Origin of the sequence: Sphingorhabdus lacus (genome assembly GCF_009768975.1) — a bacterium.
Classification (GTDB): Bacteria; Pseudomonadota; Alphaproteobacteria; order Sphingomonadales; family Sphingomonadaceae; genus Sphingorhabdus_B; species Sphingorhabdus_B lacus.
The window spans coordinates 1,532,332-1,555,216 of the sequence record NZ_CP035733.1 but is presented as its reverse complement, the minus strand read 5'-3'; the positions used below and the strand labels follow the sequence as shown (position 1 = coordinate 1,555,216).

The 22,885-nt window shown below is 57.3% G+C and carries 24 protein-coding genes and 1 tRNA gene; 17 read left to right on the top strand and 8 right to left on the bottom strand.

Going from position 1 to position 22,885, the window contains the following annotated elements; genetic code table 11:
• The first annotated feature begins 1 nt into the window (after window position 1).
• Complete coding sequence (locus tag EUU25_RS16490) at window positions 2–151, top strand: hypothetical protein (RefSeq protein ID WP_187351300.1); 150 nt, start codon at window positions 2–4, stop codon at window positions 149–151.
• 60 nt (window positions 152–211) lie between these two features.
• A complete protein-coding gene (locus EUU25_RS07265) occupies window positions 212–736 on the top strand; it encodes a hypothetical protein (RefSeq protein WP_158899660.1) in 525 nt (174 codons plus the stop codon).
• Between the two features lie 16 nt (window positions 737–752).
• On the opposite strand, the gene EUU25_RS07260 is transcribed toward EUU25_RS07265, so the two are convergent.
• The 5 genes from EUU25_RS07260 to EUU25_RS07240 all read right to left on the bottom strand — a co-directional run bounded on the left by EUU25_RS07260 (window position 753) and on the right by EUU25_RS07240 (window position 6,450).
• Window positions 753–2,975: a CHASE2 domain-containing protein gene (locus EUU25_RS07260; protein WP_158899658.1), complete on the bottom strand. Its 2,223-nt coding sequence runs from the start codon at window positions 2,973–2,975 to the stop codon at window positions 753–755.
• Window positions 2,976–3,018: 43 nt separating this feature from the next.
• Window positions 3,019–4,305, bottom strand: coding sequence for a FecR family protein (locus EUU25_RS07255; protein WP_158899656.1), 1,287 nt, complete (start codon window positions 4,303–4,305; stop codon window positions 3,019–3,021).
• A 23-nt stretch (window positions 4,306–4,328) separates the two neighbouring features.
• Window positions 4,329–5,024, bottom strand: a complete 696-nt coding sequence (locus tag EUU25_RS07250; protein ID WP_158899654.1) for a response regulator transcription factor — start codon at window positions 5,022–5,024, stop codon at window positions 4,329–4,331.
• 156 nt (window positions 5,025–5,180) lie between these two features.
• Window positions 5,181–5,255, bottom strand: a tRNA-Gln gene (locus EUU25_RS07245).
• A gap of 106 nt (window positions 5,256–5,361) precedes the next feature.
• On the bottom strand, window positions 5,362–6,450 hold the full coding sequence (locus EUU25_RS07240; protein ID WP_158899652.1) for a branched-chain amino acid aminotransferase: 1,089 nt from the start codon (window positions 6,448–6,450) through the stop codon (window positions 5,362–5,364).
• Window positions 6,451–6,527: 77 nt separating this feature from the next.
• Here EUU25_RS07240 and EUU25_RS07235 point away from each other — a divergent pair, with 77 nt between their 5' ends.
• The 4 genes from EUU25_RS07235 (at window position 6,528) to EUU25_RS07220 (ending at window position 9,362) form a co-directional block, all read left to right on the top strand.
• A complete protein-coding gene (locus tag EUU25_RS07235; protein ID WP_158899650.1) occupies window positions 6,528–7,037 on the top strand; it encodes a MarR family winged helix-turn-helix transcriptional regulator in 510 nt (169 codons plus the stop codon).
• Window positions 7,037–7,354, top strand: coding sequence for a phosphoribosyl-ATP diphosphatase (locus EUU25_RS07230; RefSeq protein WP_158899648.1), 318 nt, complete (start codon window positions 7,037–7,039; stop codon window positions 7,352–7,354). The genes EUU25_RS07235 and EUU25_RS07230 overlap by 1 nt, the downstream gene beginning before the upstream one ends.
• 3 nt (window positions 7,355–7,357) lie before the next feature.
• Window positions 7,358–7,735 (top strand): histidine triad nucleotide-binding protein, encoded by a 378-nt coding sequence (locus tag EUU25_RS07225; protein ID WP_158899646.1) that lies wholly within the window; start codon window positions 7,358–7,360, stop codon window positions 7,733–7,735.
• A gap of 67 nt (window positions 7,736–7,802) precedes the next feature.
• Window positions 7,803–9,362 carry an amino acid permease gene (locus EUU25_RS07220; protein ID WP_158899644.1) on the top strand — a complete coding sequence of 520 codons (1,560 nt, stop codon included), beginning with the start codon at window positions 7,803–7,805 and terminating at the stop codon, window positions 9,360–9,362.
• Between the two features lie 238 nt (window positions 9,363–9,600).
• Here the strand turns inward: EUU25_RS07220 and EUU25_RS07215 are convergent, their stop codons facing one another.
• Window positions 9,601–10,854: a multidrug effflux MFS transporter gene (locus tag EUU25_RS07215; protein ID WP_158899642.1), complete on the bottom strand. Its 1,254-nt coding sequence runs from the start codon at window positions 10,852–10,854 to the stop codon at window positions 9,601–9,603.
• A 39-nt stretch (window positions 10,855–10,893) separates the two neighbouring features.
• Window positions 10,894–11,589, bottom strand: a complete 696-nt coding sequence (gene radC / locus EUU25_RS07210) for a RadC family protein (protein ID WP_158899640.1) — start codon at window positions 11,587–11,589, stop codon at window positions 10,894–10,896.
• A gap of 111 nt (window positions 11,590–11,700) precedes the next feature.
• Here radC and EUU25_RS07205 point away from each other — a divergent pair, with 111 nt between their 5' ends.
• From EUU25_RS07205 to EUU25_RS07155, 11 genes are all read left to right on the top strand, one after another.
• Window positions 11,701–14,889: an intermembrane phospholipid transport YdbH family protein gene (locus EUU25_RS07205; protein WP_158899638.1), complete on the top strand. Its 3,189-nt coding sequence runs from the start codon at window positions 11,701–11,703 to the stop codon at window positions 14,887–14,889.
• Window positions 14,882–15,154 (top strand): YnbE family lipoprotein, encoded by a 273-nt coding sequence (locus tag EUU25_RS07200; protein WP_246162952.1) that lies wholly within the window; start codon window positions 14,882–14,884, stop codon window positions 15,152–15,154. The genes EUU25_RS07205 and EUU25_RS07200 overlap by 8 nt, the downstream gene beginning before the upstream one ends.
• A complete protein-coding gene (locus tag EUU25_RS07195) occupies window positions 15,154–15,543 on the top strand; it encodes a YdbL family probable chaperone protein (protein WP_158899636.1) in 390 nt (129 codons plus the stop codon). The genes EUU25_RS07200 and EUU25_RS07195 overlap by 1 nt, the downstream gene beginning before the upstream one ends.
• A 210-nt stretch (window positions 15,544–15,753) precedes the next feature.
• Window positions 15,754–16,071: an AtpZ/AtpI family protein gene (locus EUU25_RS07190; RefSeq protein ID WP_158899634.1), complete on the top strand. Its 318-nt coding sequence runs from the start codon at window positions 15,754–15,756 to the stop codon at window positions 16,069–16,071.
• Between the two features lie 100 nt (window positions 16,072–16,171).
• Window positions 16,172–16,927 (top strand): F0F1 ATP synthase subunit A, encoded by a 756-nt coding sequence (locus EUU25_RS07185; protein WP_187351315.1) that lies wholly within the window; start codon window positions 16,172–16,174, stop codon window positions 16,925–16,927.
• Window positions 16,928–16,970: 43 nt separating this feature from the next.
• Window positions 16,971–17,198: a F0F1 ATP synthase subunit C gene (locus tag EUU25_RS07180; protein ID WP_123153826.1), complete on the top strand. Its 228-nt coding sequence runs from the start codon at window positions 16,971–16,973 to the stop codon at window positions 17,196–17,198.
• 61 nt (window positions 17,199–17,259) lie between these two features.
• Window positions 17,260–17,754 carry a F0F1 ATP synthase subunit B family protein gene (locus EUU25_RS07175; protein WP_158899630.1) on the top strand — a complete coding sequence of 165 codons (495 nt, stop codon included), beginning with the start codon at window positions 17,260–17,262 and terminating at the stop codon, window positions 17,752–17,754.
• 55 nt (window positions 17,755–17,809) lie between these two features.
• On the top strand, window positions 17,810–18,415 hold the full coding sequence (locus EUU25_RS07170) for a F0F1 ATP synthase subunit B family protein (protein ID WP_158903197.1): 606 nt from the start codon (window positions 17,810–17,812) through the stop codon (window positions 18,413–18,415).
• A gap of 228 nt (window positions 18,416–18,643) precedes the next feature.
• Window positions 18,644–19,546, top strand: coding sequence for a DUF2167 domain-containing protein (locus tag EUU25_RS07165; RefSeq protein WP_158899628.1), 903 nt, complete (start codon window positions 18,644–18,646; stop codon window positions 19,544–19,546).
• 155 nt (window positions 19,547–19,701) lie between these two features.
• Window positions 19,702–21,639, top strand: coding sequence for an excinuclease ABC subunit UvrC (gene uvrC / locus EUU25_RS07160; protein WP_158899626.1), 1,938 nt, complete (start codon window positions 19,702–19,704; stop codon window positions 21,637–21,639).
• A 57-nt stretch (window positions 21,640–21,696) separates the two neighbouring features.
• Complete coding sequence (locus tag EUU25_RS07155) at window positions 21,697–22,587, top strand: alpha/beta fold hydrolase (protein WP_158899624.1); 891 nt, start codon at window positions 21,697–21,699, stop codon at window positions 22,585–22,587.
• On the opposite strand, the gene EUU25_RS07150 is transcribed toward EUU25_RS07155, so the two are convergent.
• The gene (locus EUU25_RS07150) at window positions 22,584–22,841 is read right to left on the bottom strand and encodes a YjhX family toxin (RefSeq protein ID WP_158899622.1); all 258 of its coding nucleotides are present in this window, start codon (window positions 22,839–22,841) and stop codon (window positions 22,584–22,586) included. The two genes, EUU25_RS07155 and EUU25_RS07150, sit on opposite strands and share 4 nt — an antisense overlap.
• Between the last annotated feature and the right edge of the window lie 44 nt (window positions 22,842–22,885).

Here is a 22,885-nt window from a genome sequence, read left to right as displayed (position 1 = left end):
CATGCAAGGAACAGTCGTCAAATCGGGGATCGGTTTCGGAAGCGCTTTGGCGATGGTGATAAGCTATACCGCGCACCAGTCGGTATTATGGGCAATCATCCACGGCATATTGAGCTGGTTCTACGTCATTTATTTCGTCGTTACCCGGTAAAGCGGTGTAACATGATGTAGAGGTTGCATGTAGGGGACCGGTATTGATAATGCAGGTCCCATGCACCGCTTACTTTGCGCCCTAGGCATTTCACTTTTGGTATCAGCCTGTTCTTCGGGGATCGAGACACGAGTCCAGAGCGCGGGTGTTACAACCCTTGAAAGCCAGACCTATGCCGTTGCCGCGACCGAATATGAGTCGGCCGACCTGAAGATCGCCCATGATCTTGTTGAAGGCGCGCTGACATCGCGTGGTTTTGCGCGTGCCGATACCGCGCCGCTTCATCTGCAGGTTACAGTCGACTCGCGCGATGCTTCCTTAGCGGTGGGAAGCACCGCCGGACCACAGAGCCTGTCGCCTGCCAAGCGCCGCAAGCCGCTCCAGAGCTGTGCCGACAAGGAATTTCGGGTGGGCATTACCTTGACCCGTGTGGCCGATGGTTCGGAAATGTACCGCAGCCGGGTTTCGGAATATCATTGCAGACTACCGCTGGCTGAAGCCTTGCCTATCATGATCAATGCGGCACTTGCCGATCTGGGCAAGCCTCGCGGAAGTTATTCCACCCTCCGCAGCGGGATCGAATAATCCGGCAATTTTATTGCTAGGCAATCGGCAGGGTGAAGCTGAATCTGGCACCGCCGTTCTCGCCGTTCCCCGCCCAGACCGTACCATTGTGCCGTGTAATAACAGCATGCACAAAGGCCAGCCCCAGACCGACGCCCTTTACCCGTCCGGCATGATTTCCTGTGGAGGCAAATCGGGTGAACAGGCTGGGCAACAGATCGGCTTCTATCCCGTCTCCGCTGTCGGATATTGTCACGATCACGTTCGTTCCGTCCTGCCGGCCAATGTCTATGCCGATGACTGCATCCGCCGGACTGAACTTGATGGCATTATCCACGAGGTTGCAGATTGCACGGTGCAGGCTTTCCGGTTCGGCCAGTACAAAGGCGCTGTCGCTTGTGTCGCGAACCGAAAAACTGATTCCACGCTCCCGCGCGAGCGGCCATAGACTGTCGGTCGCTTCCCGGACGAGATCTGCGAGCAAGACGTCTTGTCCGGCAAAGTCGGTCTCTCCCATGCGGGCGATTTCGACAAAGTCTTGGGCAAGCTGGATGGTCCGCCGGGCGTTCCGCTCGATCCGTTTCTTGGCATCGGCATCGACAGGGCCATCGAGCAAGGCGATGATGGATGATTGCGGTGCGCGCATGTCATGGGACAGAAGTTGCAACACCTCCTCCCGATCCCGCTCAGCCTTTGCCAATGCCGTTATGTCGGTCAGATAATGGATATGGCCATGCAGTACGCCTGAATCGCTACGCACTTCGGACCGGCGCATGACAAAAGTCTTGTCCGCGGGCGATACGAACCGCACATATTCCTGACCCTTGGCCTGTGGCTGCCCGATATAATGGTCGACTGCCGCGCGTTGTTCCGCAACGACCATCAGGTCGAGTGCATCGGACAGCAGCCATCCGGAAATATCTTTGTCCAGACTTTCATTGAGCAATTTGTTCGTAAGGGTGACCTTGTCGCCGGGGTCGGTCACAAACATCGGGTCGGGTAAATCCGCCAGCGTGTCCGACACAAAGCGACGCAGGTCGCGCATATGGTCAATCGCGCTCGCAAGAGCTTCGCTTTGGCGGCCCACCATATCCGTCGCCTGATTTGCGGGGATGGGAAGGGGGCGGACTTCGCCGCTTTGTTCGAGCGCGCGCAACTCGGAATCCATGAACACGCTCATCGCTTGCAAACGGCGCCATCCCCATAAGGGATAGACCAATAATATACCGAGCAGGGCGGCGCCGGGCGGAAACCACAGGCGGCTGAACAAAAGGGCTATGCTGATTGCGAGTATCCCTGCCAGCGAAACAAGGGAAACCATCAACACAACCCTTGGCCGAAACCGCAAAAAGCCGACCATCAACAACCACATAGGCGCAAGCGTCAGGGCATAGGTCCATGGGTCGGACAGGGGGCGGATGAAGTCATTTCGGCGCGCCGCGGCCAGAACATTGGCCATCACCTCTACCCCAGACAACATGCCACCTTCGCCATTGGGCGTCGGGAAATTATCACCCATGCCGGCGGCGGTCGCCCCGATGATGATATTTTTGCCGCGTACCAGTTCATCGGGCACATCGCCGTTCAAGATGTCAGCGTAGGAAATTTCGGAGAAGCTTCCCCGCTCGGCATAGGGGATGAGCAGGGGTGCGGAACATCCGGTCTTTGGAAGTTGCGGGCGCGTGGGCTCGAACAGGCGCGTAATCAAATGCGGCCATGCTTTACCGCCCTTGTCCGGCGTGAAGCAGAGCGTTGTGTGGCGCACAATACCGTCGTCATCAAACTGGATGTTGACATGCCCTATCCCTGCCGCCGCTTGTACAAAAACGGGCGCGGGCAATATCGTGTCATAGTCCCGGCCGTCGCTGCCCGGCGCATTGAAATGCAGCGGTATGAACAACGGCGCGGGGCCAGCCGCCATGGCAGCCGCAAGCCTTTCGTCCGATTCCGGTGTGCCCGGCTCGCTCAACAGGATGTCGAATGCGATGGCGCGCGGTTTTTTCTGCTGGAGTTTGGTAATCAGCCGCGCATGGATATCCCGGTCCCACGGCCATTTGCCGAGCGCGGACAGGCTGGGATCGTCGATGGCGACAATCAATATGTCGCCATCCGCCGGCGGACGCTCGACCGCGCTGAGCTGGTCATAGAGCAAATGGTCGAACGAAGCCGTCCCGCGCCAATAAAGTGTGGCGACGAGCAGGCAGGTCGCAAAAAGTCCGATTGCCAACCATTCGATCGCAAGGCGACGCTGCAAATTCACGACCGGTTTCAGCCTTTTTTACTCGGCGCGGGCAAGGCCACCGTCAAGGGCCTGCGACCGTGATTTTCTCGATTGGGGTCCAACTGGTGGACGCTTCGCCATCGGCATATTGGGTAGATCCCACGCGCCAATAATAATCGGCCGGGGGCAGGTCGGACAAGGTGATCATCATCGAATCCAAGCCTGCCTCATCGACCATCGCCACATTTGTGACGGCGTTGCGGAACAGTTGGAAATGGAATTTTTGCGGCCCGTCACCTTCGGCGCGCCAGCGGAAAACAAATCCGTCCTTTTCCTTGCCAGCGCTTCCCGTCACACTGTTCAGGCGTCGCTTGAACGTAAATGTAGCCGGTATTCCCTGCAATCCTGCTGCTGATATGGCGCGGGCACGGACGAAGTAATTGCCGTTGGGTAGATCGGCAAACTCCGCCTTTCCATCCTGCACGATGCTGTCTGCGATCTGTTCAATAAAGCCGGAGTCGGTTGCAATAGTGTAGCGGATGGGTCCGGACAGGGCGGCTGCGAAGCGGACTATTTTGTCGGCTTGCAGTTTTCCGGGCGTGAGCAGCTCAGGCGCGGGCAGCAGCGCTTCGGTCAGAACGCCGCCATCGGCTTTGACTGCGAGGCCATTTCCTGCGGGAAGGGCACGCGCATTTTCCCCACCGGTGTCGACCGAAAGTCCGCCTTCGACGACTTCGGCAAAGTCATTCTGGGTATCGGCATCATAGCGCGATTGGAAATCGGTGCCGCGGACGGCGGAAACCGCCTTGGGGGTGCGGACGCGGTAGCTGTCGTCGGGCGATTTCTGCTTCACCACCGACGACCGGATGCCGCCCCGGGCAACGTCGAAGTCGTAATCGAGGATATTGCCCAGAAGATATGTGCGTAAACGCCGGATGCGGATTGCACTATTGGAGGGCAGGGAAATGCGCGAGCCGTCGTCGAGCACCATGGTCGCAAAAGATGACGGCCCCGTCGTAATCGCAGTGCCTTCCTGCAATTTCTGCCCGGTCGTGGCGGCGCTATTGTCCTGTGTGACCTGACCGCGCACCGCAATGATTTCGGCAGAGGCCGGCCGGTATTTCAGCAGGCTCCGTGGAATGGACAGGATCTTGCCGATGGGAATCGCATAGGGATTGGCGATCCGGTTCTGCCGCTGCACAATCTTGTAGCTTTGCGGAGTACGGAAATAGCGGTCGCCCAGCCCGATCAGCGTATCACCCTTGCGGACGACATAGCGAATTGGCGCATCCTCATTCTGCGCTGCCGCCCCGGTTGTTGCACAAAGGCTTAGTACTAAACCCAAAATTGCAGTTGCAAGCCGTGGCATAGTTGGCCGCATAATATGTCCCGTCAGTTGCTTGTTGTAATCGTTTCCAGACGGTATCCATAACCGAAGACGGTAAAAATCCGAAATCCGTTTTCGGGTTGCAGGTCAAGCTTGGCGCGGACACGCGAAATATGCATGTCCAGCGTGCGCGTAGCGAGCACGGCATTGGTGCGCCAGATCGTTTCCATGATGTAATTGCGGGACAATGTGCGGTCCGCGTTGCGGAAAAACAGATCGGCCAGCTCGAATTCTTTGGCGGTCATGGTGATGGTCTCGCCATTCACGGTGACGCTTTGGTCCAGCCGGTTCAGATGGTATTTCCCGTAAACCGCCTCTGCATCAAATGCTCCGGCACCCGCATTGCGGCGGAGCATGGCGTTTATCCGTGCGGCGACAACCGAGCGGTCTTCCGGCTTGGTGATATAGTCATCCGCACCGGCATTCAGCGCATCGCTAATATCTTTTTTCGCAGACCGGTTGGTCATCATGATGACCGGAGGATGCTCGGGCAAAGCAGTCTGCATCCATTTGAGCAGATCAATCCCGTCTTTCCCGGGGATGTTCCAGTCCAGTATGACAAGATCGAATGTCTCACGCATCAGCGCCTGCGCCAATTTGTTACCGTCCGCAAAGCTGACGGCGATATGGCCCAGTTCTTCGACAATCGATTTCAGAAAAGCTACGACGTCCGCTTCGTCATCGGCAATAACAACACGCATATGTTCGACCCTACCCAACGGCACCAATTTTTTAACAGGTGTCCCTCGGGAGCCTAAATAAAAGGAATTGCCGGTTCGCGCCAGTGCGGGTTGCACGTTGTTACAACCATTTACAAAGCTTGCGAGGCGATGAAGCAAAAGCGGGTCGGAGGAAGATGGCTGGGGCGGCAGGGATCGAACCTGCGAATGGCGGCATCAAAAGCCGCTGCCTTACCGCTTGGCGACGCCCCATCATCTTGGCATTTTGCGCATTCAGCCGGCCGAAGCCACCTGTGCTGCGGCGGCCTTATAGCGCGAGTTTCGGCAATGGCAATTGCCGAAACGCGGGAATTTTCGATCAGCTGATCTGCTGCACCCAACCATGCGGATCGGGTGCGATACCGCGCTGGATATCGACCAGTTTGGCGCGCAATTGCTGGGTTATTTGGCCGGGCCCACCGGCTCCAATGGTGAAACTGCCATTTTGGCTATGGACGCTGCCGACTGGTGTCACGACCGCTGCGGTACCGCAGGCAAAAGCCTCAACCAGCTTACCGGACGTCGCATCGGCCCGCCATTGGTCGATGGCATAGCGTTCTTCGCGGACATTCAAGCCTTGTTCGCGGGCGAGCACCAGAATCGATTCGCGGGTAATGCCCTCCAGGATCGTGCCGTCCGTTGGCGGTGTGATCAACGTACCATCGTCAAAGAGGAAGAACAGGTTCATGCCGCCCAGTTCCTCAATCCAGCGATGTTCCGCTGCATCGAGAAAGACGACCTGGTCGCATCCGTTCCGGATGGCTTCGGACTGGGCAACCAGACTGGAGGCATAGTTGCCGCCGCATTTCGCTGCACCCGTGCCGCCCGGGGCCGCGCGGGTATAATGTTCGGAGACCCAGATCTTGATGGCGGGCGCGCCGCTCTTGAAATAATTCCCGGCTGCCGATGCGATGACCATATAGAGATATTCCGCCGATGGCTTGACGCCCAGGAACACCTCGCTGGCGATCATGAAGGGACGCAGATAAATGGAGCCGCCCTCAACCGGCGGGAACCAATGCTGATCGACTTCAATAAGCTGACGGCAGGATTGCAGAAACAAGTCTTCCGGCAATTCCGGCATGGCAAGGCGCTTGGCCGAGCGTTGGAAGCGACGCGCGTTCTGTTCGGGGCGGAACAGCGCCATCGAGCCATCGGCGAGTCTGTAGGCTTTCAATCCTTCGAAAATTTCCTGCGCATAATGGAGAACGGCCGTTGCCGGATCGAGCGTAAGTGGCGCGCGGGGGCCTACCTTGGCATCATACCATCCTTTGTCATCGGAATAGCGAATGGTGACCATATGGTCTGTAAAGACGCGGCCAAAGCCGGGGTCGGCGAGCAGTTCCGCGCGGCGGGCGGCATCAACAGGATTCGGGTTCGCCTCAAATGGAAATGCGCCAGCGGTCATATCTGCTCTCGATACCTAATTGTGTTCGTCCCTTAAGGGCTTGCACTGTCCTATGGGCTGCGCCAAGATACGTCAATATGGCTGTCCCATCTCCCGCACCTGCAACGCCCGCAGCTTCGCCGCTCTTCCTGCGTGAGCATGAGGTGCGCCGCGGCGTCGAGCTGCTGTTTTTCGGCTACACACGGCTCACCCGGTCGATTGATGAAGGATTAGCCGAGCATGGACTGGGGCGCGCGCATCATCGTGCGCTTTATTTTATTGCGCGGCAACCCGACCTGACAATCAGCGAACTGCTGAAGATATTGGCTATCACAAAGCAGTCGCTCGGACGTGTGCTGAACGATCTGTCCGCGCGCAATCTGGTCGAGACGCGTAGTGGTTCGGCGGACCGGCGGCAAAAGCTGTTGCGGTTGACCGATGAAGGCAAAGCATTCGAAGCGCAATTGTTCGAGGCGTTGCGCACCAGCCTTGCGACCGCCTATGCCGCGGCAGGACAGGAATCGGTCACCGGATTCTGGCGCGTGCTTGAAGGATTAATTCCGGTAGAAGACCGCGCGATGGTGGCCGCGCTGCAGAAGGATGTGTGATGAGCGATACGCTTAGCAGGCTGGAAATGGTGATTGCCGAACGGCGAGGTGCGTCTTCGGACAGCAGCTATGTTGCATCGCTCTTTGCCAAAGGCCGGGAGAAAATCGCACAGAAGGTGGGGGAAGAAGCCACCGAAACGGTTATCGCGTCCTTGTCCGGCGATCCTGCAAAATTGACGGCCGAGGCCGCAGACCTGCTTTTTCATTTGCTCGTCCTTTTGGCGGAAGGTGGCGTGTCGGTGGATGATGTTCTTGCCGAGTTGGATCGCCGCGACGGCATCTCGGGAATAGCAGAAAAGGCCAGCAGAACGGAGTGACCTATGCCCATTGACGCGACACAGCCCTATGATGACCAGAATATCTTCGCCAAAATCCTGCGCGGTGAAATTCCCAATCGGACAGTGTATGAAGACGAATGGGCATTGGCCTTTCACGACATAAACCCGCAAGCGCCCGAGCATGTCCTGGTCATCCCAAAAGGCGCTTATGTGTGCTGGGATGATTTCAGCGCCAACGCAAGTGACGCGGAGATTGCCGGATTCGTAAGAGCGGTGGGCCATGTCGCGCGCACCATGGGGTTGGTGGAGCCGGGCTATCGCCTGCTTGCCAACACCGGATTCGACGCACATCAGGAGGTTCCGCACCTGCATGTCCACATTTTTGGTGGAAAACCCTTGGGACCGATGCTTGTTCGTTGAAATTAAGTTGCGCGCTTTGCATTTGCGGTTAGTTTCCGCGAAATAACAATCCTTCGGGGAGAAGAAGATGGCGAGTGAACCGCAAACCGTGATGCAGCGCATGTTCGCGCGCAAAACGATCGCGCAAGTACAAAGAGAAACGGCCAGTAGCGAACTGAAACGTTCGCTGGGCAAATGGAACCTGCTTTTGCTGGGGGTTGGCTGCATCATCGGTGCAGGCATCTTTGTCCGTACCGGCAGTGCCGCGGCGCTGCATGCTGGTCCGGCTGTTATGCTCTCCTTCGTTGTGGCGGGCCTTGTCTGTGCTTTCGCAGGCCTGTGCTATGCCGAGCTTTCTTCAACCTTGCCGGTATCCGGCTCTGCTTACACATATAGCTACACCACGCTTGGCGAATTTGTTGCCTGGATCATGGGGGCGTTGTTGTTGCTCGAATATGGCCTTGCCGCGTCGGTGGTCGCGGTCGGGTGGAGTGGCTATGTGGTCAGTTTGCTTGCGGATTTTGGCCTTGTCATACCCGCACAGTTTACCGGCCCGACCGGTCAGGTGCTGATGCGTGATGGCGCACCATTGCTTGTCGATGGCGCGCAGGTGACCGCGATCTTCAACCTTCCTGCTTTCCTTATCTGCATGGCGCTCGCGCTGCTGTTGATGGTGGGCGTGTCGGAATCGGCGAAGGTCAACAACATCATCGTGGCGATCAAGGTCAGCGTATTGGCGGCCTTCATTCTTGTCGGCGGCTTTATCGTGTTGTCTAATCTCGGCGAATATATGGCGACCAACTGGACGCCGTTCATTCCCGAAAACACCGGTGACGGTGAATTTGGCGTGGATGGCATTATGCGCGCCGCTTCGATCGTGTTCTTTGCCTATATCGGTTTTGAAGCTGTTTCGACCGCAGGTCAGGAAGCCAAGGACCCGAAACGGGACATGCCCTTTGGTATCATCGGGTCGTTGATTGTCTGCACGGTCATCTACATGCTGGTTGCAGCCATTATGACCTTGCTGGTTCCCTACGCGTCGCTGAACGTGCCGGATCCTGTGGCCGTTGTTGTCGACAGCTTCGGTGCGCAATGGGCCTGGTTGGCCAAGACCATCAAGGTCGGTGCCATCATCGGTCTGACATCGGTGGTGTTGGTTCTGATGTACGCCCAGACACGTATTTTCTACACCATGGCGCGTGACGGTTTGTTGCCCAAGATTTTCTCGCGGGTGCATCCGAAGTTCCACACACCTTATATCAACACGATGCTCGTCGGCACGATCACAGCCGTTGCGGCTGGCTTCTTCGACATCAACGTGTTGGGCGACATGACTTCGGTAGGTACGTTGGCGGCCTTCGCTATTGTGTGTCTGTCGGTTATCTATCTGCGCCGTGCAGCACCTGATCTGCCGCGTGGCTTCTCGGTACCGCTGTACCCGATCACACCTGCACTGGGGATCTTGTCGTGCCTCTATCTGATCACGACCGTTCCTTTCAATGTGCTCATTTTCTTCATCTACTTCCTGGTTGGTGCGGTTGCGCTCTATTTCATCTACGGAATGCGTAATTCGAACCTTCAGCATGACCAGATGATGGATGATGCGCCGGATATGGGTGAATTCCCCGGACCCGTGCACGACAATTAAAAACTGTCGCATCGTGAAATAGAAAGGGAGGCTCCGGCCTCCCTTTTTGCGTCTGAATACCGTCACCCAAATTGAACACCAGACTGTCACTCGACAAACACCTCACCGTCACCCTGAACTTGTTTCAGGGTCTTAGATTTCAACGCCGAAGGACTAAGACCCTGAAACAAGTTCAGGGTGACATAGTTTGTGTATCGACGGCCGTATTTGTGTCTAAGAATAGCACCGTGCCGGGTTGTTACCCGCGTGGGTTGTTCGGTATTTTAGGGGTCGTTCCCGGGCGCGTGAACAGCAGGCCTTTTTCGCACCACAGGACAAGAGCAAGCGCGACAAGGCCACACACCAAAAAACCAGCCGCGACCGGCAGGACGCTTCCATCAAACTGCTGTCCAATGGCCGCGCCGATCCCCGCCGCCAAAAGCGTTTTGACAAAGGATTGGAAGGACGATGCCGCGCCAGCGACGTCCCCGAACGGGGTCATCGCAATCGATGAAAAATTGGACCCGATAAATCCGACCATGGCCATGTTCGCCGTCAACAGAGCTAGAAACAAGGGCAATGACGTCGGTGCAAATTCAGCGGCCGCCACCTGCAACGATCCCAAGATAATAAAGCTGATCAGCGCCGTCTGGGATACGCGGCGGGCACCAAACCGTTCGACAATTTTGGAATTGGTGAAATTCGATGCCGCAATGCCAAGCGCAACAATGGCAAAGCCAATCGTAAAGAAATCGGCCGCGTTGAAAACTTCATCAAATAACTGCGGAGAGCTGTTCAGATAGCCGAACAGGGCCCCTTGCACGATACCTGCGCCGATCATGTACCCAGCGGCATTGCGATTGGTGACCACTTTCGTCCACGCTTTAGCAAGCGCGTGCGGTTCGATGGGGATCACATTTTCCGGATGCAGCGTTTCCGGCAAGCGGTAGTAAACCCAGCCAGCGGCCATCAGCGCCATAAAGGCCATGAGGTCGAAAATGGTGCGCCATCCTGCGAACAGCAGGACGAATTGCCCGATGGTCGGCGCGATGATCGGCACAATCATGAAGATCAGGAAGATCGTCGACATACGCCGCGCCATGGCGTCACCTTCGAACTGGTCACGAATAACGGAAATCACAAGAACGCCCATCGCAGCGGCCATCAAGCCATGGCAAAAGCGCATCGCCAGTAACATCTCGAAACTGGTCGACAAACTGCAGGCAAGCGAAAACAGCGCCGCACCGACGGTCGCAATCAACAGGATCGGCTTGCGCCCGTAACGGTCCGACAAAGGGCCATGGATCAACGCGCCGATGCCGGTGCCTGCCAGGAATATCGAGATGATATACTGGATGCTGTTGGGGTTTGCGAGGCTGAGGTTGCCGACAATCGCCGGAAAGGCAGGCAACATGGAATCGATCGCCAAGGCATTGAGCGCCATTAGCGACGCCATCATGACGGTCAGTTCTTTATCACCAAGAGTCTTTTTGAGGGGGAGGGGAGAGTTCATGTGCAACCTATGCTGCACCCGCACAGTTTTGGCCACCCGCTAAATAAGGCCCGCGCTCCGCATACTGGAATAGCCGTCTTTACCGATGATGATATGGTCATGTACCGCGATGCCGAAGCTTTTGGCGGCGGTTATGATATCGCGCGTCATGGCAATATCCTGACGGCTGGGGGCGCTATCGCCGCTGGGATGGTTGTGGACCAGGATGATTGCCGCCGCGCCAAGGTCAATCGCACGTCTTATCACTTCGCGCGTGTAGATTGCGGCCTGATCGATGGACCCTTCGCTCGTAACCTCGTCGCGGATCAGCATATTCTTGCTGTTCAGATAAAGGGTGCGGACGCGTTCGATGGTCAGATGCGCCATGTCGGCGCGCAGATAGTCGAGCAGGGACTGCCACGATGCAAGCATAGGCTGCTCGCGAACCGGTTCGCTCAGCAGGCGTAGTGCAGCGGCCTGAACGATTTTTAGTGCCGCAGTGCTGGTTTCGCCCATTCCGGCCTGCCGCACGATATTTTCTGTATCCGCCGTCAGCAACGCCGAAAAGCCGCCATAGTGCGCCAGCAACTGCTTCGCCAAGGGCTTGGTGTCTTTGCGCGGAATGGCCAGTGCCAGAATATACTCGACCAGCTCATGGTCCAAAAGCGAGTCACCACCGGCTTCGAGCAGGCGCGTTCGCAAGCGGGCGCGGTGGCCTGTTCCATGGTGTGAATCAGTTCCGTGGGCGACCCCCATCGCAGCTATCCTTTTGCAATTTATCGCCTTTTCGGAAATTTTCGTCGTTCAGGCAAGCTTATAGATGCGAATGGCATTGCAACCCTATGCCCTTTCACGCATTTGATAGTCATGCAGGAACCTGCCGACACCGGTATAACCATGGATAGCGCGCCCGAACCCTTTCGCGGCTGGCGGTGGAAGCACATCATATTTGCCACCGTTGCGGCGCTTTTTGTCGGCCTGGTGTTGATCGCATGGGCACAGCGTAACACCATTGCGGACCGTTTCGTACAAAGCGAACTGCAAAGCAGAGGTATTCGTGCAACCTACAGCATCGATCAGATCGGCTTTCGCACCCAGCGTATCCGCAATCTGGTCATCGGCGATCCAGCACGCCCCGATTTGACCGCCGAAGAAGTTGAAGTCGACGTTGCCCTCAATTTTTCCGGCGCGAGTTTGCGCGATGTCCGCGCCAAGGGTGTTTCGCTGCGTGGGCGCTATGCCGACGGAAAGCTGTCCTTCGGTGAACTCGACAAATTCACCGACCCCACATCGAAGGAGCCTTTTGAATGGCCTGACATCGGGCTCGTCATCAAAGACGCAAAGGCGCGGATTGAAACGCCATGGGGGAATATAGGTGTCGGGCTAAGCGGTAGGGGGCTGCTCCGCAACCAGTTCGCCGCCCGACTCTCTTTGCGCTCGACCGCCATCGCCGCCGGTGGATGCCGCGCGCCTGCGGTCGCCTTTGACGGAAAGCTGTTGCTTGAATGGCGGCAGCCGCGTCTGATCGGACCATTGTCCGCATCTTCTTTGGGCTGCACGGCGCAGGGATTGGCCGTTGCAGCGCCCAAATTGGATGTCGATGTCAAATTGTCCGAGCGTCTGGACAAATGGGTAGGGGATGTCGGATTTGCCGCAGCCACCATCCGCTATCCCGGCATTGCCGCGACTGCGCCAAAGGGTGTCGTTTCGGTCGATGGTGGAATGCGCCGGACCAATTTTACGCTGGCTTTGGAAAAGGCAGGCCTGCGGTCGGCGCCCTTGACCGTTCCACGCCTGTCGCTGAATGCGAAGGGCTATGGAGGTCTTAACGACGGCAAATTCGCTCTGTCAGCCCGCGGAGACATGGCAGTTGCCAGTGGATCTCTGGACCGCGGATCATTGGGAAGCCTGCGCGCCTTGGTTGCGCAGACACGGGATACACCGGTAGGGCCGCTGCTTGCGCGTATTGCACCGGTCGTTGAGCGGGCAGGGGATCGCTTTGACGGCAATCTCGAATTTGATGCCTTCCGCGATTTTCAGGGGCGGATGGGCGCGACCATTTCGTCGTTGGCACTCAAAAGTGGTTCGGGCGCGCAGCTTCGCCAGAATAGTCCGCTGGTGATCCAGTCTTCTTCATCCGGTTGGCGGATCGGTGCGCCTGTCCAACTGGCGCTCGGTGGACGGGATGTTCCGAATGCCACGCTTTCCCTGCGTCCGGCTGCCGGATCGCAATGGGCTGGTAATTTAACGGTCGCGCCTTTTACAGGCGGGGCGGCCCGGCTGGCTATACCTGCATTGGCATTCAGCGGCAGCCCGGGCAGCGCGTGGCGCTTTAACGGTCAGGCTTTGGTGTCGGGACCGATACCGAACGGATTTGTCAGCGGCATGCAATTACCCCTGTCGGGCCGCTATGACGGGCAAGGGCTCGCGCTTTATGAAAGCTGCCAATCGGTCCGTTTCGATTCCCTGAAAATCGCCAATGTCGCCTTGCGATCGCAGAGCCTGCGGCTTTGCCCTGACGGGGGAAGACCGGTTTTTTCAACCGGCAATGGGCGGACCCGTTTTGCTGCGAACCTGCCGAATTTGGCGGTGCGCGGCAATCTGGGCAGCGCGCCCCTTTCAGCAAAAAGCGCGTCCATCCGGTTCAGTCTGGACGAAGGTTTTGTGGCGCGTGATGTAGCGGTCACTCTTGGCCAAGAGGAGAGCGCCACCGATTTTACCGTGGCGGAACTGACGGGCCGATTTGGCGGGGGCGGTATGAGCGGCACGTTGCAGGGCGGTTCCGGGCAGATCGGGAATATCCCTCTTCTGATCGACGAGGCGGCAGGCAATTGGCGTTATCTGAACAATGCGCTGACGCTGGACAGCAATCTGCAAGTGTTGGATGCCGAGCAGGTGGACCGGTTCCAGCCGGTGCGCGTTCCCGACATGCTGTTGACGCTGGAAAACAGCATTATCACTGCAATTGGTAACATTACAGAGCCGGAAACAGGCACGCGCGTTGCCGGAGTCGACATCCGGCATTCGCTGAACGACAGCAGCGGGCGAGCCTTATTGGCCGTCGATGATTTGCGGTTTACCCAACGCTTCCAGCCGTCCTTGCTTACACCCTTGGTGCTGGGTGTCTTTGCAAATGTCGATGGCGTCGTGAACGGAGACGGCCGTATTGAATGGGATAGCCAGGGGGTTCGGAGCAGCGGACGCGTGGCGACCACGGGCATGAATCTCGCGGCGGCTTTTGGTCCGGTTGAAGGACTGACCACCGAGATGGTCTTCACCGATCTTCTTGGTCTGGAAACCGGACCCTCGCAGATTGCCACAATAGCTTCCGTCAATCCGGGCATCCCGGCCCTGAACGGGTCGATCCGATACCAATTGCTCCCTGACCAGCAGGTCCGCATCGAATCCGGACGTTGGCCCTTTGCAGGAGGCGAGCTCTTATTGGAGCCGACGACGCTTGATTTCGGGGTTGAGAAAGAACGGCGGCTGACTTTTCGGGTAGTGGGCGTCGACGCGGAGCAGTTCCTCGCAGGCTATGACTTCCAGAATTTGCGTGTGACCGGCGTTTTCGATGGCACCTTACCCATGATTTTCAACCAGGACGGCGGCCGGATTGTCGGCGGGGCGCTGGTGTCCCGTCCCGGGGGCGGGGAGGTGAGCTATCTGGGGGAATTGGCGTATGAGGATATGGGGACCTTCGGCAACTTTGCGTTCCAGGCGCTGCGGTCCATTCGCTATTCGTCGCTAACCATCGGTGTTGGTGGTGAGCTGGACGGAGAGATCGTCACGGATATCAGCTTCACTGGCCTGCAACAGGGTAGCGGGGCGAAGCGCAATTTCATTACGAAGCAACTGGCGCGGATACCTATCAAATTCAATGTGACAATCACGGCGGAGTTTATGGCACTGATCAACAAAGTCAGGGACTATTACGACCCCAGTCTTTTTGTTCAGCGGGAGCTGCCGGGACTGATGGAAAAGAGACGGGAAGGGGCGTCTGAGCCGTCTTCGTCAAATGATAGCCCTGTTAAGAAAGATGAACAAACTGATGAATGACCCATTCAGCAAGGGGAAAGCGGACATGACGCATATGCAACGGCAATTGACGAACCGCATGGATAGTGCGATTCGCCGTAACATGGGGAAAGCGATACTCGTTCTGACACCGATCATGCTCTCAGTATTGTCCGGCTGCGTCCAGGTAACCGCGCCCGACAAACCGATAGTGATCAACCTTAACATCGCGGTTCGGCAGGAAATTCTGCTAAAATTATCCGCGGCGTCCGAGAAGGTGATTGAAGAGAATCCGGAGATATTTTGATGAAAGAGTCAGTTGAAATGGTCATTGCCGCATTGTTGCTTGGCGCTACGGCGTCGGGTGCAATTGCGTTTCAGTCTGGGCGTGATCCGGCATATCAGGGCGCGCGCGAAAGCGGGCTGGTCGGTGAAAAGGCCGATGGATATCTCGGCTTCGTGACCCCGCCATCGCCCGCCATCAAGGCGCTGGTCGATGATATCAACATCAAGCGCAAGGCGGCCTATTCCAAGGAAGCACTCGCCAATGGCGCGACGGTTGAGGAAATGGCGCTACGCAGCGGATGCCGCCTGATCGCCGAACGCACCGTTGCCGGCGAGAAATACCAGACCCCCGGCGGGCAGTGGAAAACGCGCGACGCCGGACGTCCTGAACTCGACCCGCGCTGTCCCTGATCTGACGGGATGAATGTCTCGAACCATATCGGGAGGCACATTGTTATATACAGAGCCGTACCAGCAATGGTGCGGCTCTTTTCTTTTGCGGCGCAACAAACTTGTGGTCGGCCTGTTGACTTGTCGGGAGGCCTCTCCTAAAGCGCCCGTGCCTAGGCGGGGTTGACCCGATTTCGTGGTGGTTTCTCTTCGCAAAAAGGTAGGAATCACATGGCATCGAACAACTCCGGGCAGGATGGCAACGGTAAAAGTGACGCTCGGCTCGATTCGTTAGACATGCAGCTGAAAGCGGCGCGGAAAGCCGAAGCGGTTCGTTCGGGTACAGATCAGGTTCCAGCCAAAGGAATGCGGCAAGGGAACAGGGTTCTAACCGAATTGATCGCAGGTCCTGCAGGTGGTGCTTTAGTGGGCTGGTTGTTTGACCGCCTCTTCGACACTTCCCCTGCGCTTCTGTTGGTCTGCATGTTTTTGGGCATCGCAGTCGCCTTCAGGAATATCATAAAGATCTCCAACGAGCGTCCGGAATAGCCCGGGCGCTTGCGTCGTATAATGTGCCCGCGTCCAAGTGCGCGGGTGGGTATTTTACAGGGTAGTGAACGTGGCAGGCGAAAGCGGCAAAATCGATCCGATGCACCAATTCCAGATTGAGCCGCTCGCGCCGCTCAATATTGGCGGTTATGACGTCTCCTTCACCAACTCATCGTTGTTCATGATGATCGTCCTCGGCGCTCTCTGGCTCTTCATGTGGGGCGGAATGAAGCGCGATCTGGTCCCCGGCCGCTGGCAAATGGCGGTCGAAGGCGTAACCGGCTTCGTCAACAACATGGTTTCTTCCAGCGTCGGTCCCGAAGGCAAGAAATATGTGCCTTTGGTGTTCTCGTTGTTCATGTTCATCCTGATGGCGAATTTCATGGGCATGATGCCATTCGGTATCGTTCCTGGCGTCCATCCTTTCACGGTAACCAGCCACCTGACCGTCACGGCCGTATTGGCAGTGCTCAGCTTCGGCACGGTATTGGTCGTCGGTTTCTGGCGCCATGGTCTCCACTTCTTCAGCCTCTTCGTCCCGCACGGCACACCTTGGTGGCTGCTGTGGTTGATCCCGCTGATCGAGCTTTTCTCGTTCCTGATCCGTCCTTTCAGCCTCGCACTTCGTTTGTTCGTGGCAATGACCGCCGGACACGTGCTGATGAAGGTGCTCGCCGGTTTCGTCATCAACGGTTTGAATGCACAGGCTGCATGGGTGCCGCTGGTGGTCAGCATACCGTCGTTCATTCTGATGATCGGCATCACCCTGCTTGAGCTGCTCGTGTGCGCCATTCAGGCTTATGTTTTCGCGCTTTTGACCTCGCTCTACATTAACGACGCGGTCAATTTACACTGAGTTTTTCCACTACCCATTTTAGTTTTGAACAGGAGTTAATATCATGGACGCAGAAGCAGCAAAGTTGATCGGTGCCGGTCTTGCAGCAATTGGTGCCGGCCTTGCCGCCGGTGGTGTGGGTAACGTCTTCGGATCGTTCCTTCAGGGCGCTCTTCGCAATCCTGCAGCGGCTGATGGCCAGCAGGGCCGTCTGTTCATCGGCTTCGCGGCTGCTGAACTTCTCGGTCTGCTCGCATTCGTCGTCGCTATGATCCTGATCTTCGTTGCTTAATTGACGGTTTAGCCCCGGCACATCGCCGGGGCCCAATCTTCAATAAGGACAGCCAAGTATCATGCCTCAAATTGCTCAAATTCTTGAAACCTATGCGTCGCAGTTTTTTTGGCTGCTGATTGTCTTTGGTCTGATCTATTTCACGATCGGCAAAGGCATGTTGCCAAAGATTGAAGCGAATATGGACGCACGTGATCGCAAGATTGCGGACGACCTTGCGGCCGCAGAACGCGCTCGCGCCGAGGCGGATAATCTGGGCGACAGCGGAGAAGCCGATCTTGCCGCAGCCCGTTTGGTTGCGCAGGCAAAGGCGAACGAAGCAAAGGCAAAGGCTGCGAAGGATGCTGAACAGCGTCTTGCCAAGGCGGATGCGGAAGTCGGCGTTAAGCTGGCGGCGGCTGAAGCCGACCTTGCAAAGGCAAGTGCCGCTGCGATGGCCAGCATCGAAAGTGTTGCAGCAGAAGCTGCAGCCGACATCGTTGCAAAGGTCTCGGGCGCAAAGGTAAGTGCGGCGCAAGCCGCATCGGCAGTGAAAGCGGTAATGGCAAATGGCTAATCAACAAGCTCCCGCTACAACAGCAACTGAAGCTGATCCGCATGCGGGTCACGATATGAGTGCATCGTCTTCGTCCAAGATCGGGGAAGCCGAGAAGGCACTCGACATGCTTGAAAATGACGAAGTGCCTGCGACACATGCCGGCACACAAGCGCATGGCGGTGAAGAGCATGCCACGCCATCTGCACTTGGATTTGATGCGACCATGCTTGTCGCGCTCGCCATGATTGTGGTGATTGCGCTGGCGCTTTGGAAAAAAGTACCGGCAATGATCGGCGCTGCGCTCGACAAGCAGATTTCGGGTATCAAGGAACAGTTGGACCAAGCCACCGCTCTGCGTGCCGAAGCTGAAGCCATCAAGGCTGAATATGAAGCCAAGGCGAAGCAAGCTGCAACAGACGCAGAAGCCATGAAGGCGGCGGCTGAAGAAGAAGCCAAGCTGATTGTTGCACAAGCGAAAGAAGACGCCACCGCGCTCATCGGACGCCGCGCCAAGGCAGCCGAAGAAAAGATTGCAGCCGCAGAACGCGCCGCCATCGCCGACGTTCGCGCAAAGGCAGCCAGCGCGGCTGCTGCGGCGGCAGCTCAACTGATTGCCACGCATCACGATGCAAAGGCGGATGCCACGCTCATTGACGAGTCGATAAACTCGCTGAATTGATCATTAGAAATCCGCCCGTTGCCCCCGCATTTGCCCTTAACGGGCAGGCGCATGGGCAGCGGGCGGTTTCTTTTTAAGCCGCTGGCAATTGGTTTTTCAAAATCGCGATTGCCAATGGCGTGAAGTAACACGGAGCATGTCCGGCACGCCCGCACAGTATAGCCCTAATATTTACCGTTGATTTTTAAGTGCTGACTTTTACCCTCTGGCCCATTGAGGGGGAAAGCTATGAAATTATCAGCCTATGTGACGCGTGCAGCTTTGGCCTTTCTGGCCATCACAGCGCAGCCGGTTCTTGCGCAAAATGATCAAAGTGCGACGCAAGCACAGGCGCAATTTCAAGCTTTACCTTGGGTAGAGGCTCCGCAAAAGCCGCAGGTGACGGATCGCGCATCGATCAAGTTGCCGAATATGGTGCAGTATCTGGATGCCGACGGGACCAACAAATTCCTGCGGCTGACCGGTAATTTGCCGGAAGATGATTCGTACACCATTGCATCCAAAAATTCGAACTGGTTCGCAATCTATAGCTTTTCTGACATCGGCTATGTGCGCGACGACGAGAAAATTGATGCCGATGCGCTGCTTCAGGAAATGAAGGACGGCGACGCTGCCCAGAATGAGGCGCGGCGTGAACAAGGGTTGGAACCGCTTACGACGGTCGGCTGGGCAGTCCCTCCGCATTATGACAAGGTGACGCATAATCTCGAATATGGCGTGATCCTTTCTTCACCGTCGGGTCAGAACATAAACTACCATATGCGGATTTTAGGCCGCCGGGGCGTGATGGATGCGGCGCTTGTAACTTCACAGGAAACGCTTCAATCCGATCTGGCTGCGTTCCGTGAAGCCAATAAGGGTTTCTCGTTCAACAATGACGAACGGTACGCGGCGTATAAGGATGGCGATAAAGTCTCTGAATATGGCCTCGCCGCGCTGGTCACAGGGGGCGCCGCGGCAGCGGTTGCGAAAACCGGACTATTCAAGGGGCTGTTGATCTTCCTCCTCAAATTCTGGAAGCTGATTGCGCTTGGCGTCGTCGGTTTGCTTGTATCGCTGAAGCGCTTTTTCGGATTTGGCGGCGATGACGGTAGCGACCAGGACGGCGATAACGACCGATACGCCTCATGAGCGTGCCCAATATGCTGCTTGTCGGCATATGTGCCGCACTGGGCTTTGGAATAGTGTGGCATTTCATGAGTTCGCGCGAGCAATAGACATAATTAAAAACAGGGTAGGGCTGGCAAATTTTGCCAGCCCATTTAAGAGGTCCAGACCCTAGACCTATGTCCAAAGCCGACCGCCCCGATCAGCCAAATGCAGCCTCCCGTTTCAACGAGGAGAAGGCAACCTATGCAGTGCGGGGTGCCGATGCGCCCGATCTGGAAACCGGTGTTGCGGCCATTCGCAATGTCCTGAAAACCCTGCCGCACAAGCCGGGTGTGTATCGGATGCACGATGCGCGCGGCGACGTGCTTTATGTCGGCAAGGCGCGTGCGCTTAAAAATCGCGTGAACAATTATGTGCAGATTGACCGGCTGCCTAACCGGTTGCGACGCATGGTCGCGCTGACGCGGTCGATGACGATCGTGACGACCAACAGCGAAGCCGAAGCCTTGCTGTTGGAAGCGCAGCTCATCAAGCGGTACCGTCCGGCCTACAATGTCCTGCTGCGCGACGACAAAAGCTTTCCGTTCATCCTGTTGCGCGCCGATCACAAATTCCCACGCATCCAGAAACATCGCGGGGCACGGCGGCATAAGGGGCAATATTATGGCCCGTTTGCCAGCGCAGGGTCGGTGAACCAGACACTGAACGCTCTCGAAAAACTGTTTCTCTTGCGCAGCTGCTCGGACAGTTTTTTCAACAACCGCGACCGGCCGTGCCTGCTGTACCAGATCAAGCGATGCTCCGCGCCATGCGTAGGCCGGATTGACGATGGCGCCTATGCCGACCTAGTTGCCGATGCCAAAGCCTTCCTCGATGGCAAATCCTCCGGCGTACAGGCGAAGCTCGCCGCCGAGATGGAGGCCGCTGCGGAAGGGTTGGACTTCGAACGTGCCGCCATGCTGCGCGACCGGCTAAAGGCATTGACCTTCATTCAGGGTAGTCAGGCGATCAACGCGCAGGGCATCGGCGATGCCGATATTTTTGCGCTCGCCCACCGCAACGGCGTCATGGGCATTCAAGCCTTCTTCATTCGCGGCGGACAGAATTGGGGGCACCGCTCCTTTTTTCCGTCGCATGTTTCGGAGCTTGGCGAAGACGAAGTGTTCACCAGCTTCCTCGCGCAGTTTTACGAAGATGTGCCGCCCGCACGTCTCATCCTGCTCGACCGAGAACTGGCTGAGGCCGATTTGCTGGCACAGGCGCTGTCGGAAAGGGCCGAGCGCAAGATTGAAATTGCCGTTCCCCAGCGTGGCGACCGTGTGCGTCTGGTCGCGCAGGCCACCCGCAATGCGGAAGAGGCGCTGGACCGGCGGCTGGCCGAGAGCACTACGCAGGGCAAGCTTTTGCAAGAGGTGGCCGATCTGTTCGAATTGTCCGAACCGCCCAAACGCATCGAGATTTATGACAACAGCCATATCCAGGGGACGAATGCCCTTGGCGCCATGGTCGTTGCCGGGCCGGAAGGGTTTATCAAAGGGCAGTATCGCAAGTTCAACATCAAGCAGGCGGCGACGGACGACGATTTCGCCATGATGCGCGAAGTGTTCCAGCGGCGCTTTGGCCGGGCGCAGGAAGAGGATCCCGACCGGGACAACGGACTCTGGCCGGATCTCGTTTTGATCGATGGCGGAAAAGGACAAATGAGCGCAGTGAAAGCCGCGCTTGAAGAAATTGGTGTCGAAGATGTTCCTTTGATTGCCATCGCCAAAGGACCGAACCATGGGCGCGAGGGGCGTGAAATCTTTCATTTCCCCGATGGACGGGAAATCACCTTGCCGGTGAACGCGCCGGTTTTATTTTACCTCCAGCGTTTGCGCGACGAGGTGCACCGCTTTGCCATTGGTGCGCACCGGACGAAACGGAGCAAGGCGATCACCGCAAGTCCTTTGGACGAAGTCCCGGGTATCGGCCCATCGCGCAAAAAGGCGCTTCTCATGCACTTCGGTACCGCCCGGGCTGTCCGCAGCGCGAGCCTCGAAGATTTGCAAAAGGCACCGGGCGTGTCGGCAGCGGTCGCGCAGACGGTTTATGATTTCTATCATAGCAGTGGATGAGCTAAGCATCATGCCACATAATCCGGACAGACATGAATTTGGGAGCAGGGGAAATATATGCCAACCATCAACGCCAACGGCATCGAGATTTATTATGAAGAAGCGGGCGCGGCTGATGCGCCGGTAATACTTCTCGTCATGGGCCTGGGGACGCAGATGATTGCCTGGCCGGATGACCTGATCCAGGGGCTGGTCGCCAAAGGTTTCCGGGTGATCCATTATGACAACCGCGACGTCGGATTGTCACAGCGCATGGATGGTGCCCCGGCGGGAAGCCTTGTGTGGGCCATGCTCGCGTCACGTTTCGGCCTGCCTGTGAAAACCGCCTATAGCTTGACGGACATGGCGAAGGATGGCGTAGCATTACTGGATGCCCTGGGCATCTCCCGCGCGCACATTGTCGGGGCCTCCATGGGCGGAATGATCGTGCAATTGATGGCGGCACATCATCCGGACAAGGTGCACAGCATGACATCAATCATGTCCTCCAGCGGCAAGCCCGGTCTGCCCGGACCGCGAGCTGACATCCGCAAACGTCTGATGGCACCGCGGCCGTCCAATCCGACGCGCGAAGAGGCGGTCCGACTGGGTGCCGAAGCGCTCGAATCCATCTCCTTTGCGGATCCGGCACGCCCGCCGAGCGCCTACGCCGAAATGGCCGCGCGGGCGTTTGACCGTGGCTATTATCCGGTGGGCATGAAGCGGCAGCTCCTCGCCATCGTCGCGGATGGCAGCCGGGTCGACCGGTTGAAATCGATCAAGGTGCCGACCCTCGTTGTGCATGGCGGTGCGGACCCGCTGGTGCCGAAAGAAGGCAGCGAAGACATTGCCCGCCATATCGCCGGTGCCCGACTGGAGATAATCGACGACATGGCGCACGACCTGCCACCGTCGCAGGTGGGCCGCATGACGGACCTAATCGCCAGCCATGCGGCCTCTGTGCGCTAACGGTTGTCGAGTTGCGACCTGACCGCGCATAGGCCCTCGCGCGTAATGCGGTAGGGCGCGCCACCTAAGCTGCCGATCAGCTTTCTGCGCCGCAGTTTGTGAAAGACGGCAAGCGTGCAATCGGCGAGGCGCCAGCCATCGCGGTTCATGCAGTCGACCTCGACGATATGTCCGCGTTCGTCAAAGCGGTGGATAATTGAACCGCCTTGGGCCAGCGCGTGCAGCACGCGCTGTTCCTGTTTTGAAATATTCATGGAATGTAACCCGTTGAATAGGTTTAGAGACCGGCCTGCGCCAT

Bases quoted from the DNA above. Each gene is read 5' to 3' on its own strand.
- EUU25_RS16490 (WP_187351300.1), top strand. From the start codon at position 2: ATGCAAGGAACAGTCGTCAAATCGGGGATCGGTTTCGGAAGCGCTTTG.
- EUU25_RS07265 (WP_158899660.1), top strand. From the start codon at position 212: ATGCACCGCTTACTTTGCGCCCTAGGCATTTCACTTTTGGTATCAGCC.
- EUU25_RS07255 (WP_158899656.1), bottom strand. From the start codon at position 4,305: ATGCCACGGCTTGCAACTGCAATTTTGGGTTTAGTACTAAGCCTTTGT.
- EUU25_RS07250 (WP_158899654.1), bottom strand. From the start codon at position 5,024: ATGCGTGTTGTTATTGCCGATGACGAAGCGGACGTCGTAGCTTTTCTG.
- EUU25_RS07240 (WP_158899652.1), bottom strand. From the start codon at position 6,450: ATGACCGCTGGCGCATTTCCATTTGAGGCGAACCCGAATCCTGTTGAT.
- EUU25_RS07235 (WP_158899650.1), top strand. From the start codon at position 6,528: ATGGCTGTCCCATCTCCCGCACCTGCAACGCCCGCAGCTTCGCCGCTC.
- EUU25_RS07230 (WP_158899648.1), top strand. From the start codon at position 7,037: ATGAGCGATACGCTTAGCAGGCTGGAAATGGTGATTGCCGAACGGCGA.
- EUU25_RS07225 (WP_158899646.1), top strand. From the start codon at position 7,358: ATGCCCATTGACGCGACACAGCCCTATGATGACCAGAATATCTTCGCC.
- EUU25_RS07220 (WP_158899644.1), top strand. From the start codon at position 7,803: ATGGCGAGTGAACCGCAAACCGTGATGCAGCGCATGTTCGCGCGCAAA.
- EUU25_RS07215 (WP_158899642.1), bottom strand. From the start codon at position 10,854: ATGAACTCTCCCCTCCCCCTCAAAAAGACTCTTGGTGATAAAGAACTG.
- radC (WP_158899640.1), bottom strand. From the start codon at position 11,589: ATGGGGGTCGCCCACGGAACTGATTCACACCATGGAACAGGCCACCGC.
- EUU25_RS07205 (WP_158899638.1), top strand. From the start codon at position 11,701: ATGCAGGAACCTGCCGACACCGGTATAACCATGGATAGCGCGCCCGAA.
- EUU25_RS07200 (WP_246162952.1), top strand. From the start codon at position 14,882: ATGAATGACCCATTCAGCAAGGGGAAAGCGGACATGACGCATATGCAA.
- EUU25_RS07195 (WP_158899636.1), top strand. From the start codon at position 15,154: ATGAAAGAGTCAGTTGAAATGGTCATTGCCGCATTGTTGCTTGGCGCT.
- EUU25_RS07190 (WP_158899634.1), top strand. From the start codon at position 15,754: ATGGCATCGAACAACTCCGGGCAGGATGGCAACGGTAAAAGTGACGCT.
- EUU25_RS07185 (WP_187351315.1), top strand. From the start codon at position 16,172: ATGCACCAATTCCAGATTGAGCCGCTCGCGCCGCTCAATATTGGCGGT.
- EUU25_RS07180 (WP_123153826.1), top strand. From the start codon at position 16,971: ATGGACGCAGAAGCAGCAAAGTTGATCGGTGCCGGTCTTGCAGCAATT.
- EUU25_RS07175 (WP_158899630.1), top strand. From the start codon at position 17,260: ATGCCTCAAATTGCTCAAATTCTTGAAACCTATGCGTCGCAGTTTTTT.
- EUU25_RS07170 (WP_158903197.1), top strand. From the start codon at position 17,810: ATGAGTGCATCGTCTTCGTCCAAGATCGGGGAAGCCGAGAAGGCACTC.
- EUU25_RS07165 (WP_158899628.1), top strand. From the start codon at position 18,644: ATGAAATTATCAGCCTATGTGACGCGTGCAGCTTTGGCCTTTCTGGCC.
- uvrC (WP_158899626.1), top strand. From the start codon at position 19,702: ATGTCCAAAGCCGACCGCCCCGATCAGCCAAATGCAGCCTCCCGTTTC.
- EUU25_RS07155 (WP_158899624.1), top strand. From the start codon at position 21,697: ATGCCAACCATCAACGCCAACGGCATCGAGATTTATTATGAAGAAGCG.
- EUU25_RS07150 (WP_158899622.1), bottom strand. From the start codon at position 22,841: ATGAATATTTCAAAACAGGAACAGCGCGTGCTGCACGCGCTGGCCCAA.